Source organism: Streptomyces sp. CLV115, from assembly GCF_038448545.1.
Taxonomy (GTDB): Bacteria; Actinomycetota; Actinomycetes; order Streptomycetales; family Streptomycetaceae; genus Streptomyces; species Streptomyces sanglieri.
The window spans coordinates 1-15,785 of sequence record NZ_JBCEWQ010000012.1; the positions used below are offsets into that span (position 1 = coordinate 1).

At 73.1% G+C, this 15,785-nt stretch carries 14 protein-coding genes; 6 read left to right on the forward strand and 8 right to left on the reverse strand.

Annotation, left to right across the window (positions count from 1 at the left end):
* Positions 1-11: 11 nt before the first annotated feature.
* The 4 genes from AADR41_RS06830 to AADR41_RS06845 all read right to left on the reverse strand — a co-directional run bounded on the left by AADR41_RS06830 (position 12) and on the right by AADR41_RS06845 (position 4,503).
* Entirely contained in the window at positions 12-1,175 is a 1,164-nt protein-coding gene (locus AADR41_RS06830) for a glycosyltransferase (RefSeq protein ID WP_342280465.1), read from the reverse strand.
* On the reverse strand, positions 1,172-2,323 hold the full coding sequence (locus tag AADR41_RS06835) for a glycosyltransferase family 4 protein (protein WP_342280466.1): 1,152 nt from the start codon (positions 2,321-2,323) through the stop codon (positions 1,172-1,174). The genes AADR41_RS06830 and AADR41_RS06835 overlap by 4 nt, the downstream gene beginning before the upstream one ends.
* A gap of 148 nt (positions 2,324-2,471) precedes the next feature.
* Positions 2,472-3,890, reverse strand: a complete 1,419-nt coding sequence (locus AADR41_RS06840) for a HEAT repeat domain-containing protein (protein WP_342280467.1) — start codon at positions 3,888-3,890, stop codon at positions 2,472-2,474.
* 220 nt (positions 3,891-4,110) lie between these two features.
* On the reverse strand, positions 4,111-4,503 hold the full coding sequence (locus AADR41_RS06845) for an ankyrin repeat domain-containing protein (RefSeq protein WP_342280468.1): 393 nt from the start codon (positions 4,501-4,503) through the stop codon (positions 4,111-4,113).
* A 316-nt stretch (positions 4,504-4,819) separates the two neighbouring features.
* Here AADR41_RS06845 and AADR41_RS06850 point away from each other — a divergent pair, with 316 nt between their 5' ends.
* Both AADR41_RS06850 and AADR41_RS06855 read left to right on the forward strand, forming a co-directional pair.
* Positions 4,820-5,014: a hypothetical protein gene (locus tag AADR41_RS06850; protein ID WP_018103962.1), complete on the forward strand. Its 195-nt coding sequence runs from the start codon at positions 4,820-4,822 to the stop codon at positions 5,012-5,014.
* A 37-nt stretch (positions 5,015-5,051) separates the two neighbouring features.
* Complete coding sequence (locus AADR41_RS06855) at positions 5,052-6,662, forward strand: hypothetical protein (protein ID WP_342280469.1); 1,611 nt, start codon at positions 5,052-5,054, stop codon at positions 6,660-6,662.
* 97 nt (positions 6,663-6,759) lie between these two features.
* Here AADR41_RS06855 and AADR41_RS06860 read toward each other — a convergent pair whose 3' ends face one another.
* The gene (locus AADR41_RS06860; RefSeq protein WP_342280470.1) at positions 6,760-8,259 is read right to left on the reverse strand and encodes an SCO1417 family MocR-like transcription factor; all 1,500 of its coding nucleotides are present in this window, start codon (positions 8,257-8,259) and stop codon (positions 6,760-6,762) included.
* Between the two features lie 102 nt (positions 8,260-8,361).
* Here AADR41_RS06860 and yczE point away from each other — a divergent pair, with 102 nt between their 5' ends.
* The 4 genes from yczE (at position 8,362) to AADR41_RS06880 (ending at position 11,951) form a co-directional block, all read left to right on the forward strand.
* Entirely contained in the window at positions 8,362-9,120 is a 759-nt protein-coding gene (gene yczE, locus AADR41_RS06865; RefSeq protein WP_342280471.1) for a membrane protein YczE, read from the forward strand.
* Complete coding sequence (locus AADR41_RS06870; protein WP_342280472.1) at positions 9,117-9,881, forward strand: glycerophosphodiester phosphodiesterase; 765 nt, start codon at positions 9,117-9,119, stop codon at positions 9,879-9,881. Before yczE ends, AADR41_RS06870 begins: the two co-directional genes overlap by 4 nt.
* A 46-nt stretch (positions 9,882-9,927) precedes the next feature.
* A complete protein-coding gene (locus AADR41_RS06875) occupies positions 9,928-11,301 on the forward strand; it encodes an MFS transporter (protein ID WP_342280473.1) in 1,374 nt (457 codons plus the stop codon).
* 275 nt (positions 11,302-11,576) lie between these two features.
* Positions 11,577-11,951 carry an RNA polymerase-binding protein RbpA gene (locus AADR41_RS06880; protein ID WP_007262928.1) on the forward strand — a complete coding sequence of 125 codons (375 nt, stop codon included), beginning with the start codon at positions 11,577-11,579 and terminating at the stop codon, positions 11,949-11,951.
* A gap of 148 nt (positions 11,952-12,099) precedes the next feature.
* Here AADR41_RS06880 and fxsA read toward each other — a convergent pair whose 3' ends face one another.
* The 3 genes from fxsA to AADR41_RS06895 form a co-directional block, all read right to left on the reverse strand.
* Positions 12,100-12,690: an FxsA family membrane protein gene (gene fxsA, locus AADR41_RS06885; protein WP_342280474.1), complete on the reverse strand. Its 591-nt coding sequence runs from the start codon at positions 12,688-12,690 to the stop codon at positions 12,100-12,102.
* A 97-nt stretch (positions 12,691-12,787) separates the two neighbouring features.
* Positions 12,788-13,555 (reverse strand): polyprenol monophosphomannose synthase, encoded by a 768-nt coding sequence (locus AADR41_RS06890; protein ID WP_342280475.1) that lies wholly within the window; start codon positions 13,553-13,555, stop codon positions 12,788-12,790.
* Positions 13,556-14,106: 551 nt separating this feature from the next.
* A complete protein-coding gene (locus tag AADR41_RS06895; protein WP_342280476.1) occupies positions 14,107-15,753 on the reverse strand; it encodes an amidohydrolase in 1,647 nt (548 codons plus the stop codon).
* Positions 15,754-15,785 lie beyond the last annotated feature (32 nt).

Consider the following 15,785-nt stretch of genomic DNA (forward strand, 5'->3'; position numbering starts at 1 on the left):
CGCCAGGCCCGTCATGCCCGCGCCTCGCGGATCACGCCCCGGTCCGGCACCTCGTGGGCGGCCAGGAATGCGGCCACCGAGCGGTCCCAGCCGAAGAGTTCGGCGCGTGCTCTCGCCGTGGCGCGGCGCTCGTCGGCCGGGCGGTCGAGCAGCTCGCGCACGGCGGCGGCGAACGCCTCGCCGGTGTCCTCGGCGGCCGCTCCGGCGCAGCCGATCACCTCCGGGAGCGCGGAGCTCGCGCTTGCCACCACCGGGGTTCCGCAGGCCAGCGCCTCCAGGGCCGACAGACCGAACGTCTCGGCGGGACCGGGCGCCAGGCAGACGTCGGCCGCCGCCTGCAGATCGGCCAGGGTCTCCCGGTCCCGCACATGGCCCAGGAATTCGACCGGCAGCCGCTGTGCCCGCGCCCTGGCCTCCAGGCCCGCGCGCAGCGGTCCGTCGCCCGCGACGACCAGCGCCGCCCGCACGCCCCGACACCGCAGCGCGGCGACGGTCTCCAGGGCCCGGCCCGGACGCTTCTCGACCGAGAGCCGCGAGCACAGCAGGATCAGCACGTCCCGGCCGTGCAGGTGTCCGGCGCGCAGCACCGTGCTGCGGCGTTGCGGGCGGCAGCGCCGCAGGTCCACGCCGAGCGGTGCCCGCACCACATTGCGGGCGCCGATGCGCAGGAACTCCCGTTCCGCCCATTGCGTGGTGCAGACGATCCGGGTGTAGGCGTGGGCGCTGCGGGCGTTGAGGCGGTCGGCGGCGCGTCCGGCCGCGCCGGCCGGGAGGCCCCAGGTGCGCAGCACTCCGTCGGCGGTCTCGTGGGAGACCATCACGGCGGGCACCCTGGCGCGGCGCGCCCATTCGCCGGTCCAGCGCAGCGTGGTCCGGTCGGAGACCTCCAGCCGGTCGGGCCGCAGCGTCTCCAGGAGGGGGCGGAGCCGGTTCCGGCCGGCCAGTACGCGGTAGCCGCCGCTGCCCGGCACGACCGGTCCGGGGAGCGTGATCACCCGCCCCTGTTCCGTGCGCTCGTCGCCCGGCCGGCTGCCGGGGACGACGAGTACGGGTTCGTGGCCGGCGGCGAGGTAGCCGCGGCCGAGTTCGTGCAGGGCGGTGCGCAGCCCGCCGGACGACGAGGTGATGAAGTTCGCCAGCCGGACGATGACCATCCGCTCTTCGCGGCCGTTCATGCCGCCACCGCCGTACGGTCGCGGAGCACCTCGTCGTAGTGGTCCAGGAGTTGATCGCCGACCGCCTGCCAGCTCCGGCCCGCCACCGCGGCCCGGCCGGCGGCGCCGTAGGCGGCGGCTCGTGCGGGGTCGGCCGCGAGTGCGCCGACGGCGTCGGCCACGGCGCGGGCGTCGAGCGGGGGGACGAGCAGCCCGGTGCGCCCGTGGTCGACGAGGTCGAGCGGTCCGCCCGCCGCCGGGGCGATCACCGGCAGCGCGCAGGCCATGGCCTCCTGGACCGTCTGGCAGAACGTCTCGTACGGACCGGTGTGCACGAACACGTCCAGTGAGGCGAAGACCCGGGCGAGGTCGTCGCCGGTCCGGCGGCCGAGGAGGACCGCGCCGGGCAGGGCGGTCCGCAGCGAGGCCTCGCTGGGGCCGTCCCCGACGACCACGACCCGGATGCCGGGCATCGCGCAGGCCGCGGCAAGGAGTTCGACGTGCTTCTCGGGGGCGAGCCGCCCGACGTATCCGACGATCGTCTCGCCGCCGGGCGCGAGGCGGCGGCGCAGCGGCTCGTCCCACAGCGCGGGCCGGAACCGTGCGGTGTCGACGCCTCGTGGCCAGAGCCGCACCCGGGGCACGCCGTGCCCGGTGAGGTCGCGCAGGGCGGCGGTGGACGGGGCGAGGGTGCGGTCGGCGGCGCTGTGCACGGCGCGCATCCGGCGCCAGGCGGCGTTCTCGCCGGTGCCGAGGTAGGTACGTGCGTAGCCGGCCAGATCGGTCTGGTAGACGGCCACGGCCGGCAGCCCGAGCCGGGCGGCGGCTGCCATGCCCCGTGCTCCGAGCACGAACGGTCCGGCGAGATGGACGAGTTCGGCGCGGTGGGCGGTGAGTGCGGCGGTCAGCCGCCTGCCGGGGAGTGCGATCCGGACCTGGGGGTAGCCGGGCAGCGGGAGGGAGGGGACGCGCACCACGGGGCAGGGCGCATCGGTCTCGGGGACGTCGCAGGGGTCGCGGCGGGACGCGGTCGTAGTGCCGGCCGGGGCCGGGGCGATGACGAGCGGTTCGTGGCCGCGGGCGACGAGATGACGGGCCGTCTGCAGGGTGCAGTGGGCCACGCCGTTGACATCGGGAGGGAAGGATTCGGTGACGATGACGACACGCATGTTCGTGTTGTCGCCACGCCGGGCGTGACCGGGCCGACTTGGATCTTTCCGCCCGGGGAACGTCCCATGAGCGTTTGAGCCGGGGGGTGTGGCGCCGCCCGCCCGTACACGCCGCGCGCCCCCCGACGCGCGTCGCTGTACCGCTCGGTCAGGCCGCCGGGGTGTCGGGCCCGATCCTGCTGCGTACCGCCGTCTGCACCTCGGCCTCCTCGGCCGGGTCGGCGGCGAGGCGGCGGAGTCGCTCGGCGACCCTGATGTCCCCGGTCTCCGCGTGGAGTGCGGCGACCTCGCGGGTGGTCTCCTCGCAGTCCCACAGGCACTCGACGGCGAAGCCGGTGGCGAAGGAGGGGTCGGTGGCGGCCAGGGCACGGGCCGCCCGGCCGCGCAGATGCGAGGAGGACGTCTCCCGGTAGACGTGCCGCAGTACGGGAGCGGCGCAGCCGATGCCCAGCCGTCCCGCGCCGTCGACGAGGGTCCACAGCCTTGGTGCGTCCGGTCCGTCGCCCCGTACGGCCTCGCGGAGTGCGCCGAGGACCAGGGGGGCGTCCTGGGCGCCGCCCCGGCAGGCGAGCACACCGGCCGCGGAGGCGCCGAGCGCGTCGGGCCGCCGGGCCCAGCTCCGGGCGCGGTCCACCGCCGCGTCGCCGCACATCCGCTCGAAGGCGGCGACGGATGCGTCGGCGACGGTGCGGGAGGCGCTGACGGCTCCGGCCTCGATCAGGTCGAGCACGGCCGGGTCCCTGGCCTCGGCCAGGTAGTGCAGGGCGGCGCAGCGGGCGCCGTCGGGGCCGCTGCGGGCGGCCTCGACGATCACGGGCCGGTCCTCGGGGCCCGCGACGGCGGTGAGACAGCGGGCGGCCGGCACGTGGAGGGTGCTGCCGCGTTCGAGCCCCTGCTGGGCCCAGTCGAAGACCGCCTGGACGCTCCAGCCCGGGCGGGGGCCGCCGGGGCGCATCTGGCGCTGCCAGCGGTCGAACGAGCCCTGTTCCGAGGCGGCTCGGATCCTGGCGCCGACCTCGTCGCGCGGGTCGTCCGCCCACAGCCGCCAGGGGCGGGGCTCGTAGGCGTCCCGTACGGCGGCGGCCAGCTCGGCCGCGCCCTCCTCGGTGGCCGGGAACCGGCCGAGCACGGGCACGGCCAGGGAGTGGAGTCCCGCGTCGTCGTCGCGCAGGGCGAGTTCGTCGAGGGCCCAGGCCCAGTTGGCGCCGGTCGCGGCGTACCGCCGCAGCAGGGCCAGGGCGTCGCCGCGTCCGTACGAGGCGAGGTGGCCCAGCACGGCGAGGGCGAGCCCGGTGCGTGAGTCGTCGGTGTCGAGGTGGTCGTCGGGATCGCACAGGTGCCGTTCGATCTCTTCGATGCCGCCGTCGAGGTCGAGATAGAGGCGTGCGTAGTAGAGGGAGCGGTTCTCCACCTGCCAGTCGTGACGCGGATCGCTCAGGACGCAGTGGTTGAGAGCCGCCAGGGCCTCGGGGCGTGGTGCGGCGAGCGCGTGGAGCGTGCCGTCGCCACGGCCCCTCTGCAGCAGGCCGAGCAGGGTGCCGCTCGGCGCTATGAACGGATCAAACATGGAAAAAGCCTCACATCAAGCTGTCGACGCAACCGGGACTGTGCAGTTCCAAGTGCCGGGTGGGCACTACGCCGCGCAGCAACATGATCGGCCGACCGCCGTCTTCTGCTTGGTGTAGACCATCTTCCTCTGCCTCTCGTCGGTGGCCCGGAGCCGGGCCCGCGACGTCATGATGACCCAGCCATTTCGCCACCGCGACCACATTTACGCCTGTACCCGGTCAGCGGGAGCCGAAGAGTTCCAGCAGGTCGGCCTTGCCGAACATGCGGGCCGTGTCCACGGCGGAGGGCGTTCCGGCGGCCGGATCGGCCCCTGCCGAGAGCAGTGCCTCGACGACCCCGTCCTCACCCTTGAAAACGGCCCCGGCGAGCGGCGTCTGGCCCCGGTCGTTGGCCCGGTCCGGGTCGGCGCCCCGGCCGACGAGGGCCGTGACGGCGGCGGCGTGGCCGTGGTACGCGGCGAGCATCAGCAGCGAGTCACCCCGGTCGTTGGTGAGGTTCGCGGGGACACCCGCGTCGACGTACGCGGCGAGTGCGTCGGTCTCACCGCGGCGAGCGAGGTCGAAGACCTTCGTCGCCAGCTCGACCACCTCGGGATCGGGTGTTTCGCTCATCGGACGGACCGCCTTCCATCAATCGGTTTCACCGCTGTCGACCTGCCGGGGGCGTACGCCGTGGGAGCCGTACGAGTGAACCGACAGGGTACTGCCCGGCCGGGCACATGACTCCTGCCCACCCGTGGCAAAGGATCACGAATGGTGCGCCGGAACAGTACGCGACACCGGTTGTTCCGCCCCGTCGGGATCACCCGGGCAGCCATTCAAGTGAAAATAACGACTTTTCACCCGAATGCAGCTTTTATCGTATAGATACTTCCGGTGAACCTGGAAGGACTCATGGTGACTGTCCCCACAACCAGGAGAACCACTCATGATCCTGTCCATGTCAGGCGTCGTCATCCTCGGCATCATCGTCTTCCTGTTCTTCAGGAAGGACGGCCTCAAGGCATCGCACGCCCTCGTCACTGCCCTGTTCGGCTTCTATCTGGCAGGCACCGCCATCGCACCGAGCATCACCGCCGGCGGCGCGAGTCTCGCCGGCCTCCTGGGCGGGATCAAGTTCTGACCCTCCGCGACCGCTCCCACCCCTTCAGGAGACCGACGTGGCCCGGCGACCACTCCCCCGCATTCTGAGCAGCGGCAGCGCCTCGATCACTCGCAGTCGCGAGTTCGCGCGCACGGCCGCCGACAACGCCACGGACGTCCTCCATCCGCTGATCACGATCACCCGTGGCCTGCGGATGCTGGCCGCGACCGGACGGCAGAAGTGGGCCGCGACGCCCAAGGACAGGCGTGGCCCCACGCTGTCCGTCGTCGCGGCCTGCGTCCTCGCGTGCGCACTCATGCCGTACGGGGGCCTGATCGCCCTGGTCACGGTGATGGGCGCCGCCGCCTGGGCGGGGCGGGACCGGACCCCGGCGAAGACCGGCCCGGACGAGGCGGAGACCGCGCGGCTGCGGTCCCTGTACGAGGCGCTCGTGCCGTACTTCTCGGTGGCGGACGACCCGGGTCCGCTGTTCTCCCACGGCGGCGACTGGGAGAAGGCCTTCAGCGGCTACGAGTTCGACGCCGACGGGCGGGTGACCCGCCTCCAGGTGACGTATCCCGCCTATTTCACCGACAGCGAGGCCGCCTCCCGGGCCCGGATCGAGCAGCTGCTGCACGCCAAGTCCGGCCGCGGCCGCGAGTACCACTTCGCCTGGGACGAGGAGGGCAACCGGCTGGTCATGAGCGTCCTCGGCGCCCTGCCCACCTCGATCGGCGCCCAGCGCTTCGTCACCGCCCCCGGCGAGACCGTACTGGGCTTCACCGACGGTGACGCGGTGCAGCGCACGGTCCCGGTGCACGACGGCGACGCCACCCGCGACGCCTCTCCGGTCGTCTGGCGGACCGGCGCCCGCTCCACCGAACCCCATCTGCTGGTGATCGGGCAGCCCGGCAGCGGCACCACCACCCTGCTGCGGTCCATCGCCCTCCAGGCGCTCCAGCACGGCGACATCCTGATCGTCGAAGGCAGCGGAACCGGCGAGTACGCGTTCCTGACCGGGCGCGACGGCGTGCTGGCCGTGGAGTGCGGGCCGGCCGGCGCGCTGGCCACCCTGGAGTGGGCGGCCCACGAGACGGAGCGGCGGCTGCTCGCCACGAACCGGGCGCGGCAGTCCGGCCGTCCCGCGCCGCAGGACACCAGGCGCCCGCTGTGGATCCTGCTGGACCGCCCCAGCACCCTCGCCCACCTGGCCGCCGCCGACGGCGGGCCCGACCCGCAGGAGCTGCTCCAGGTGCCGCTGCGGCACGGCCGGGCGGCCAATGTCGTCGTCGTCCTGTCCGACCAGTTCGACGCCCTGGGCACCCTCGGCGAGACCGTACGCACGCACTGCCGGGCCCGGGTGGTGCTCGGCCACTGCTCCCGCGAACAGGCGGAGTCGGTCCTCGGCGCCGAGCCGCACACCACCCCCGCCCCCGATGTCCCGCCCGGCCGCGGCTACGCGCGGCTCGGCACCGCTCCGGTGCTCCGGCTCCAGGTCCCGGCCACGCCCGATCCGTACGACGAGGCGACCGGCGAGGCACAGCGGCAGGCGGTGCTCGGGCTGCTCCCCGAACGGCAGGCACCGGTCGAGGCGGCCGTGCCGGACGGGACGGGCGTTCCCGAGCCGGTGCCGCCGCGCGCCGTGACGGCGGCCGTGGCGGTCGAGGGCCTGGCGGTCGGCGACTGAACGGAACAGCACGAAGGGGTGGGGGGGGGGGGGGGGGGGGGCGGCCCCCCCCCCCCCCCCCCCCCCCCCCCCCCCCTTCGGTACGCCGGACGCCGGATCAGGCGACGAACGTACGCGGTGCCTCGATCCCCGCGCCCGCCCCCGAGCCGACCAGCTGCGCCGCCGCCGCGAGCCGTACCGCCGCCTCGTCCGCGACCGGACCCGCGACCGTGAACGGCAGCCGCACATACCCCTCGAAAGCGCCGTCGACCCCGAACCGGGGACCGGACGGAACGCGCACCCCGACCCGCTCCCCGGCCACCGCCAGCCGGGAGCCGGAAAGGCCGCCGGTCCGTACCCAGAGCGTCAGGCCGCCGCGCGGCACCGAGAACTCCCATTCGGGCAGCTCCCGGCGGACCGCGGCGACGAGCGCGTCCCGGTTCTCCCGTGCCTGGTCGCGCCGGACCTGCACGGCCTCCTCCCAGCCGCCGGTGCGCATCAGCCAGTTCACCGCGAGCTGTTCGAGGACCGGCGTGCCCATGTCGGCATAGGCGCGGGCGGCCACCAGGCTGCGGATCACGTCCGGGGCGGCACGCACCCAGCCGATCCGCATGCCCGCCCAGAAGGCCTTGCTCGCCGATCCGACGGTGATCACGGTGGAGCCCGCCGGATCGAAGGCGCAGACCCGGCGGGGCATCCGTACGTCGGGGTCGAGGCAGAGTTCGTTCATGGTCTCGTCGACGACCAGGACCGTGCCGGCGGAGCGGGCCGCGTCCACCAGTTCGCGCCGCTGGTCCTCGTCGGCCAGCGCGCCGGTGGGGTTGTGGAAGTCGGCGACGACATAGGCGAGCCGCGGTGCCGCGTCCCGCAGCACCTGGCGCCACCGGTTCATGTCCCAGCCGCCGAGCCCCTCCTCCATCGCCACCGGCACCAGCCGGGCACCCGCCTCCCGCATCAGCTGGAGGATGTTGGCGTAGCTCGGGGACTCCACCGCGATCCGCTCGCCCCGGCCCGCGAAGAGATGGCAGATCGCGTCGATCGCCCCCATCGCCCCGGTGGTGACCATGATCTGTTCGGGCATGGTCGGGATGCCGCGTCCGGTGTAGCGGTCGGCGATCATCTGCCGCAGCGCGGGCAGTCCCGCCGGGTAGTCGCCGTGGGTGTGGGCGTACGGCGCGAGCTCCTCGATGGCGCCCTGGACCGCCCGGGTCAGCCACGGCTCGGGGGCGGGCAGCGAGGCGCAGCCCAGGTCGATCATCGAGCCGAGCGATTCCGGGGGCAGCGGCTCCAGACCGCGTGCGGGCAGCGGGTTCCCGGCGGGCACCGCGGTCCAGCTGCCGGCTCCCCGGCGGGACTCCAGGAATCCCTCGGTCCGCAGCGCCTCGTACGCGGCGGCGACGGTGGTTCGGCTGACGGAGAGGGCCAGCGCCAGTTCGCGTTCGGCGGGGAGCCTGGCGGCGACGGGCACCCGGCCTTCGAGGACGAGCAGACGGACCCCGTCGGCCAGCGCACGATAGGCGGGCGGCCTGCGGGCGCCCGGTCCGGCGGGCCGGGGCTGTTGGGCCCGGAGCTGCCGGGCGAGCTGGGCCGCGCCCACTGCCGAAGTCCACTGAGCCATGGAAATCAGTCCACCTTCCTCGGATTGGCCATAGTTGGCAGCCAATCCCCTGCCACAGAGTGACATGCGGCAGTCCACTTCCACCACACCAGGGGGCACCTCTTGTCCATCACCGCCGTCCCTCGCGGGGCGCACCTCACCCGACGGCTGGTCCAGCTGTACGTCGGTCTCGCGCTCTACGGGGCGAGCTCGGCGCTGCTGGTCCGTGCCGGCCTGGGGCTCGAACCCTGGGGCGTGCTGCATCAGGGGCTCGCCGAGCGCACCGGTCTGTCCATCGGGGTCGTCTCGATCGTCGTCGGCGCGGCCGTGCTGCTGCTGTGGATCCCGATCAGGCAGCGTCCGGGCCTGGGCACCGTCTCCAACGTCTTCGCGGTGGGCATAGCCATGGACGGCACGCTGGCGCTGGTGCCCGATGTGCACGGCCTCGCCGCGCGGATCGCCGTGCTGACCGCGGGGGTCGTGGTCAACGGCGTCGCCACGGGGCTGTACATCGCGGCACGGTTCGGCCCCGGACCGCGTGACGGGCTGATGACCGGGCTGCACCTGCGTACCGGCCGCTCCATCCGGCTGGTGCGGACACTGATCGAGGTGGCGGTGGTGGCGACCGGATTCCTGCTCGGTGGCACCCTCGGCGCGGGCACGGTCGTGTACGCGCTGGCCATCGGCCCGCTCGCCCAGTTCTTCCTGCGCTTCTTCGCGGTCGGCGGGAATCCGGTCCCGGGGGGCGGGGCCGCCGCCGAGGTCACCGGGGCCGGCGCCGCGGACGCCGCCGGGGAGAGCGCCGTCGTCGCGCCCGCGCCGGACGGCGGCGACACCACCGTCACCGCCCGGACACCAGGGCAGGCCATACTTCCGCAGTGACCTCAGTACGCCACCCCTATCTGGACCATCCCGCGACGATCCCCTTCGCCCATCGCGGAGGTGCGGCGGACGGGATCGAGAACACCGCGGCCGCGTTCCGCCGGGCGTCCGACGCCGGGTACCGCTACTTCGAGACCGATGTGCACACCACGTCGGACGGCCGTCTGGTGGCCTTCCACGACGCCACCCTGGACCGGGTGACGGATGCCCGGGGCCGGATAGCCGAGCTGCCGTGGAGCGAGGTGCGGCAGGCCAGAGTGGCGGGCCGGGAACCGCTGCCGCTCTTCGAGGAGCTGCTGGAGATGTTCCCCGGGGCCCGCTGGAACGTCGACATCAAGGCCGGGTCCGCCCTGGCCCCGCTGGTCGGGCTGATCCGCCGGACGAACGCCTGGGACCGGGTGTGCGTCGGCTCCTTCTCGGAGGCCCGGGTCGCCAGGGCGCACCGGCTGGCGGGCCCCCGGCTCGCCACCTCCTACGGCGTCCGGGGCGTGCTGGGCCTGCGGCTGCGCTCGTACGGAATACCGGCGGCGCTGCGGGCCGGCGCGGTCTGCGCGCAGGTGCCGGAGAGCCAGAACGGCGTCCGGGTGGTCGACCGGCGCTTCGTGCGCGAGGCCCACTCGCGCGGGCTCCAGGTGCATGTGTGGACGGTGAACGAACCCGAGCGGATGGCCGCGCTCCTCGACCTCGGTGTGGATGGCATCATGACCGATCACATCGAGACGCTGCGCACGGTGCTGAGCGGGCGGGGAGCCTGGGCCTGATGCCGGCCGTGCGACGTCTTCACGGGGCGAGACGAGGGGGTGCGGGTTGAGCGCCGAGACCGCGGAAACCGCTGAGCCGACGGAACCGGCAGCGGATGCCGGCGAGGCCGCGAGCCGTAGACGCGAACAACGCGGCTGGTATTTCTACGACTTCGCCTGCTCTGTCTATTCGACGAGCGTCCTGACGGTCTTCATCGGCCCCTATCTCACCTCGACGGCCAAGGCGGCCTCCGACGCCGACGGCTTCGTGCACCCGCTCGGCATACCGGTCCGCGCCGGATCACTGTTCGCGTACGCGGTCTCGGTGTCGGTGGTGGTCGCGGTGATCCTGATGCCGATCGTGGGCGCCGCCGCGGACCGTACGGGGCGCAAGAAGCCGCTGCTGGCGGCCGCCGCCTACACAGGAGCCGTCGCGACCGCGGGCATGTTCTTCCTGGACGGCGACCGCTATCTGCTGGGCGCGTTCCTGCTGATCGTGGCGAACGCCTCGATCTCGGTGTCGATGGTGCTCTACAACGCGTACCTGCCGCAGATCGCCGGACCGGAGGAGCGGGACGCGGTCTCCTCGCGCGGCTGGGCCTTCGGATACACCTCGGGCGCCTTCGTACTGATCCTGAACCTGGTCCTGTACACGGGCCACGACTCCTTCGGCCTGTCCGAGTCCGACTCGGTACGGATCTGTCTCGCCTCGGCGGGCCTGTGGTGGGGTGCCTTCACGATCGTGCCGCTGCGCAGGCTGCGCGACCGGAACGTGGCACCGGACGGCGAGGGGGCCGTCGGTTCGGGGTGGCGGCAGCTGATGGCCACCCTGCGCGACATGCGCCGCCATCCGCTGACGCTCTCCTTCCTGCTGGCGTACCTGATCTACAACGACGGCGTGCAGACGGTGATCTCCCAGGCCTCGGTGTACGGCTCGGAGGAGCTGGACCTCGACCAGACGACCCTGATCACGGCAGTGCTGCTGGTGCAGATACTCGCGGTGGCCGGAGCCCTGGGGATGGGCCGGCTGGCCCGGGTGTACGGCGCGAAGCGCACGATCCTCGGTTCACTCGTCGTCTGGACGCTGATCCTCGTCGCCGGATACTTCCTCCCCTCCGGGGCGCCGGTCTTCTTCTATGCGCTGGCGTCGGCGATCGGCCTGGTGCTGGGCGGCAGCCAGGCGCTGTCGCGCTCGCTCTTCTCCCATCTGGTGCCGCGCGGCAAGGAGGCCGAGTACTTCTCCGCGTACGAGATGAGCGACCGCGGACTGAGCTGGCTGGGGCCGCTGGTGTTCGGGCTCGCGTATCAGCTGACCGGCAGTTACCGGGATGCGATCATCTCGTTGGTGATCTTCTTCGTGGTCGGTTCCGTGCTGCTCGCGAGGGTGCCGGTCCGGCGTGCCGTGGCGGCCGCGGGCAATCCTGTTCCGGAACGGATTTAGACGTTGAAGTGAAAGGCCGGTAGTGTACGCCTTTGGCCTGCCCGGAGGACCGTTACTGCGAGCGGAAGAAGCCGAACTGTTGGGTGACAACTTCCGCCAAATGTGACAAACCGGGCATCGCTGGGTACTTGAAACCCTGGGAAACCTGAAAAAGCAGCGGCACGACGGGCGACGCATGACCGGCAACGGGAATCTTTACCGCCGACCGGACGTTGACCGGATGACGACGACAGCGACACCTGTCCTGTGGGCGACAAGCCCGGGAGGCACGATTCATGAGTGAGCGAGCTCTCCGCGGCACGCGACTCGTGGTTACCAGCTACGAGACGGACCGCGGCATCGATCTGGCCCCGCGCCAGGCGGTGGAGTACGCATGCCAGAACGGACATCGATTTGAGATGCCGTTCTCGGTAGAGGCGGAAATTCCGCCGGAGTGGGAGTGCAAGGCGTGCGGCGCCATGGCACTCCTGGTGGACGGGGATGGCCCCGAGGAGAAGAAGGGCAAGCCTGCGCGTACGCACTGGGACATGCTCATGGAGCGGCGCACGCGCGAGGAGCTGGAGGAAGTGCTCGCCGAGAGGCTGGCGGTTCTGCGCTCCGGAGCCATGAACATCGCCGTACACCCGCGGGACAGCAGGAAGTCTGCCTGACCGCGTAACAACACCCGAGTACGACAGAGCCGCGGGCCGTGACACCGGATGTGTGTCACGGCCCGCGGCTCTTTCACGCCCGGACGGCTCTTTCGTGCCGCCCGTCCGGCGGCCGGGTCCGAGACCGGCCGCCGGACGGGTGTCCGGCTCAGGGAGTCAGCGGCGGCCGGGGGCCGTCGTCGGGGCGTGCGCCCGGCTGCGTGCCGTCCTCGCGGATGACCTCACCCTGGACCACCTTCCCGTCCGGCCGGTGAATGCGGGCCTGCTGGAAGGCGTCGGAGAGGCTGCCGGGGGTCGCGGCGCGCATCCGGCGCTCCAGCGACCGCTCCGCGTACCGGCCGAGCCGGGAACGGACCGGCGGCACGAGCAGCAGGAGCCCCGCCACGTCCGAGACGATCCCCGGAATGATCAGCAGCAGCCCGCCGAGCATCAGGAAGCCGTTGCCCCTGCCGCCCGAACCGGTGGCCGGAGGAACGTCGGCGGCGCCGGGCCGGCCCGGCGTCTGCTGAAGCGTCTCGGTGAGATTGCGGAAGGCCCGGCGGCCGGCCCGCTTCATCACGGCGGCGCCCAGGACGATCCCCGCCACCAGGAGCAGCAGCACGGTGAACCCGCCCGCCGCGTCGGCCACGACGGTGAGCAGCCAGATCTCCAGCACCGCCCAGGCGGCGATGGCGAGGGGGACGAAGGTACGGGCGCGGGAGCGCCTGCGGGCGGTCGGGGGCGGTGTGCCGGTCGTCATGGTCACCAGTGTGCCCGTACGGGCGTCCGAACGGCGCAAGGGGGTGATCACGGGCGCAGCCCCGATGCCCGCCGCCGGTCGCGGCGGGCGCGGTGGATCAGAGCGCCTTGCGGCCCAGGACCCGGTTCGTGCGGGAGGAGACGCCCCAGGAGGTGACCCGCCAGAGCGCCTCGACGAGGATGTCGCGGCTCATCTTCGAGTCGCCGATCTCCCGGTCGACGAAGGTGATCGGCACCTCGACGACGTGGTAGCCGGCCTCGACGGCACGGCGGGCCAGATCGACCTGGAAGCAGTAGCCCTGCGAGGCGACCTGGTCGAGGCCGATGCCTTCCAGGGTCTCGGCGCGGAAGGCCCGGTAGCCGCCGGTGACGTCCCTGGTCTGCAGTCCGAGGAGGAGCCGGGAGTAGGTGCTGCCGCCGCGGGAGATCATTTCGCGGGACTTGGGCCAGTTGACCACGCGCCCGCCCGGCACCCAGCGCGATCCGAGCACCAGGTCGGCGCCCTTGAGCGCGGTGAGCAGCCTGGGCAGTTCCTCGGGCTGGTGGGAGCCGTCGGCGTCCATCTCCACCAGCACGCCGTAGCCGTGCTCGGTGCCCCAGCGGAAGCCCGCGAGATAGGCCGCGCCCAGTCCTTCCTTGCCCTTGCGGTGCAGCACCTGGACCTGGCTGTCCTCGGCGGCGATCTCGTCGGCGACCTTGCCGGTGCCGTCCGGACTGTTGTCGTCGGCGACCAGGATGTCGGCGTCCGGCACCGCGGCACGTACCCGGCTGACGATCGGCCTGATGTTCTCCGCCTCGTTGTAGGTCGGAATGATCACCAGGATTCTGCCGAGCGGGCCGTACCGCCGCTGACCGCCGTCGTTCACTTACTGCCCCTTAAGTCCGTACGCAGATGCACACCATATCCAGCGCGCAGGGGCCGGTCTCCGACACGGTCGGAAGGTGCCGGGCGCCGCCGGGGACAGAAGGCCGGAAGTACGGACAGAAACACGGGTACGAGCATGTACGGGAACTACGGATGGGGGCCCGGCGCCCTTCGGGCCGACCTGGGACCCGCTGGCTGCGGGTCGACCTAGAGCCGTTGTCTACTGAACGTCCGGGCCCCACCCGGGTCGCACCGCCGTCCGGCTGAAACCTTCCCTCGCCCCCGAGGCGCGGGCGCTGAACCTGGCTGCCAGTGGTGGTGCGCCGGTGCGGCACACCACCCCATGGCCCAGCGGCGTTCGACGACTGCGTGGAGGTTTAACCGGTCGGACGTCCTGTGGTGGACTCGGCCGAACCTACCGGCCGGTGGGCGCGTTCTGTCAATAGCCGTCTGACCTGCAATATTTACGAAACTTGCCTGGTCAGTAGCGAAGATGCGCAGGTCGCGGCGGAACGGGGACCGCCGCGGGTGACGGCAGGGGACGGCCGGACGTCACTCGTTCGGCCGCTCGTAGACAGTTCGTCCGAACACCACCGTCCGCAGGCAGACCGGCAGATCGACACCGGGGGTGAGATCCGGCAGGCCGGGCGTGCCCGAGCGGGGGTCGGTCGACCAGCGGGCGACCCGGTCGTCCGGGGCCTGGACCACCAGGTCAGCGGTCCGCCAGACCGCGTAGTCGGCCGGGGCTCCGGGCACCAGGATGCCCGCGTCGTCCCGGCCCACGGCCCGCCAGCCGCCCCGGGTGTGGGCGGTGAACCCGGCCCGTACGGAGATCCGGTGCTCGGACGTGCGGTGGAAGGCGGCGGCCCGCACGGTGCCCCACGGGTCGAGCGGGGTCACCGGGCTGTCGGAGCCGAAGGCGAGGGGCACACCGGCCCGCAGGAGCGCCGCGTACGGGTTGAGGGTCCTGGCCCGCTCGGCGCCCAGCCGCCGGGCGTACATGCCCTCCTCGCCGCCCCAGGCGGCGTCGAAGGCGGGCTGGACGGAGGCGGTCAGCCCCAGCTCCGCGAATGCGGCCACGGTCTCGGGGGTGAGCATCTCGGCGTGTTCGACGCGGTGCCTGGCACCCCGGATCCGGGGCAGCCCGAGCGTCCGGGCGGCGGCCCCGACCCCGTCCACGACGGCGGAGAGCGCCGCGTCCCCGATGGCGTGGAAACCGGCCTGGAGCCCCGCCTCGGTGCACGCGGTGACATGGGCGGCGATCTGCGCCGCGTCCAGGTGCGCGGTGCCGGTGCCGCCGGCCGGGCCGTCGGCGTACGGCTCGTGCAGGCAGGCGGTGTGCGAGCCGAGCGAGCCGTCCACGAAGAGGTCCCCGGCCGCTCCGACGGCCCCGAGTTCCCGGATCCGGCGGGCGTCCTTCTCGTCGGCGACCTGCTCGGCCCAGTAGCCGAAGACCCGCGGTCCGCGCTCGGCGGCGGCGATCTTGAGCAGTCCGGCGAAGTCCTCCTCGTCGGAGATGTCGGGGCCGCCGCACTCGTGGACGGTGCCGATGCCGAGCGACGCGGCGTGCCGCAGGGCGGCGCGCTGGGCGTCGGCGCGCTGGCGCGGCGAGAGGGCGTCGTGGGCCGCGGCGCGGACCGCGTGGTGGGCGGCGCCGGTCAGCGGGGCGTCGGAGTGATAGCCGGTCAGCCCGGTGACGCCCGGGACCAGGTCGAGCAGGGCGGTGGTGACGACCGCGGAGTGCACATCGACCCGGGGCAGGTAGACCGGGTGCCCGCCGGCCGCCGCATCCAGCTCGCCGCGCGACGGGGGGCGCTGCTCCGGCCAGCGGGCGGCGTCCCAGCCGTGGCCGAGGACGACCCGGTCCGCGGGGTGCGCGGCCACGTACGCGCGCAGCAGGCCGAGCGCCTCGTCGAGGGTCCGGGCGCCGGACAGGTCGAGGCCGGTGAGGGCCAGGCCGGTCGCTGTGGTGTGGACGTGGGCGTCGGTGAACGCGGGGGTCACCAGCGCGCCGTCGAGGTCGATCACTTCGTCGACGCCGCTCGCGAAGGCGTCGGCGGCCCCTTCCGAGCCCACCCAGGCGACGTGGCCGCGTTCGACCACCATGGCGGTGGCGAAGGGCTCGGCGGGGCTGTGGACGTCTCCACCGCGCAGCAGCACGGTGCGGTGTTCGCTCTGGGGGGCGGTGCTCTCGGTCATGGGACCAGTCTCGCGCCTGTCCGGAGCCGCGC

Coding starts and splice junctions, on each gene's coding strand:
- AADR41_RS06830 (WP_342280465.1), bottom strand. CDS start 1,175: ATGAACGGCCGCGAAGAGCGGATGGTCATCGTCCGGCTGGCGAACTTC.
- AADR41_RS06835 (WP_342280466.1), bottom strand. CDS start 2,323: ATGCGTGTCGTCATCGTCACCGAATCCTTCCCTCCCGATGTCAACGGC.
- AADR41_RS06840 (WP_342280467.1), bottom strand. CDS start 3,890: ATGTTTGATCCGTTCATAGCGCCGAGCGGCACCCTGCTCGGCCTGCTG.
- AADR41_RS06845 (WP_342280468.1), bottom strand. CDS start 4,503: ATGAGCGAAACACCCGATCCCGAGGTGGTCGAGCTGGCGACGAAGGTC.
- AADR41_RS06850 (WP_018103962.1), top strand. CDS start 4,820: ATGATCCTGTCCATGTCAGGCGTCGTCATCCTCGGCATCATCGTCTTC.
- AADR41_RS06860 (WP_342280470.1), bottom strand. CDS start 8,259: ATGGCTCAGTGGACTTCGGCAGTGGGCGCGGCCCAGCTCGCCCGGCAG.
- AADR41_RS06880 (WP_007262928.1), top strand. CDS start 11,577: ATGAGTGAGCGAGCTCTCCGCGGCACGCGACTCGTGGTTACCAGCTAC.
- fxsA (WP_342280474.1), bottom strand. CDS start 12,690: ATGACGACCGGCACACCGCCCCCGACCGCCCGCAGGCGCTCCCGCGCC.
- AADR41_RS06895 (WP_342280476.1), bottom strand. CDS start 15,753: ATGACCGAGAGCACCGCCCCCCAGAGCGAACACCGCACCGTGCTGCTG.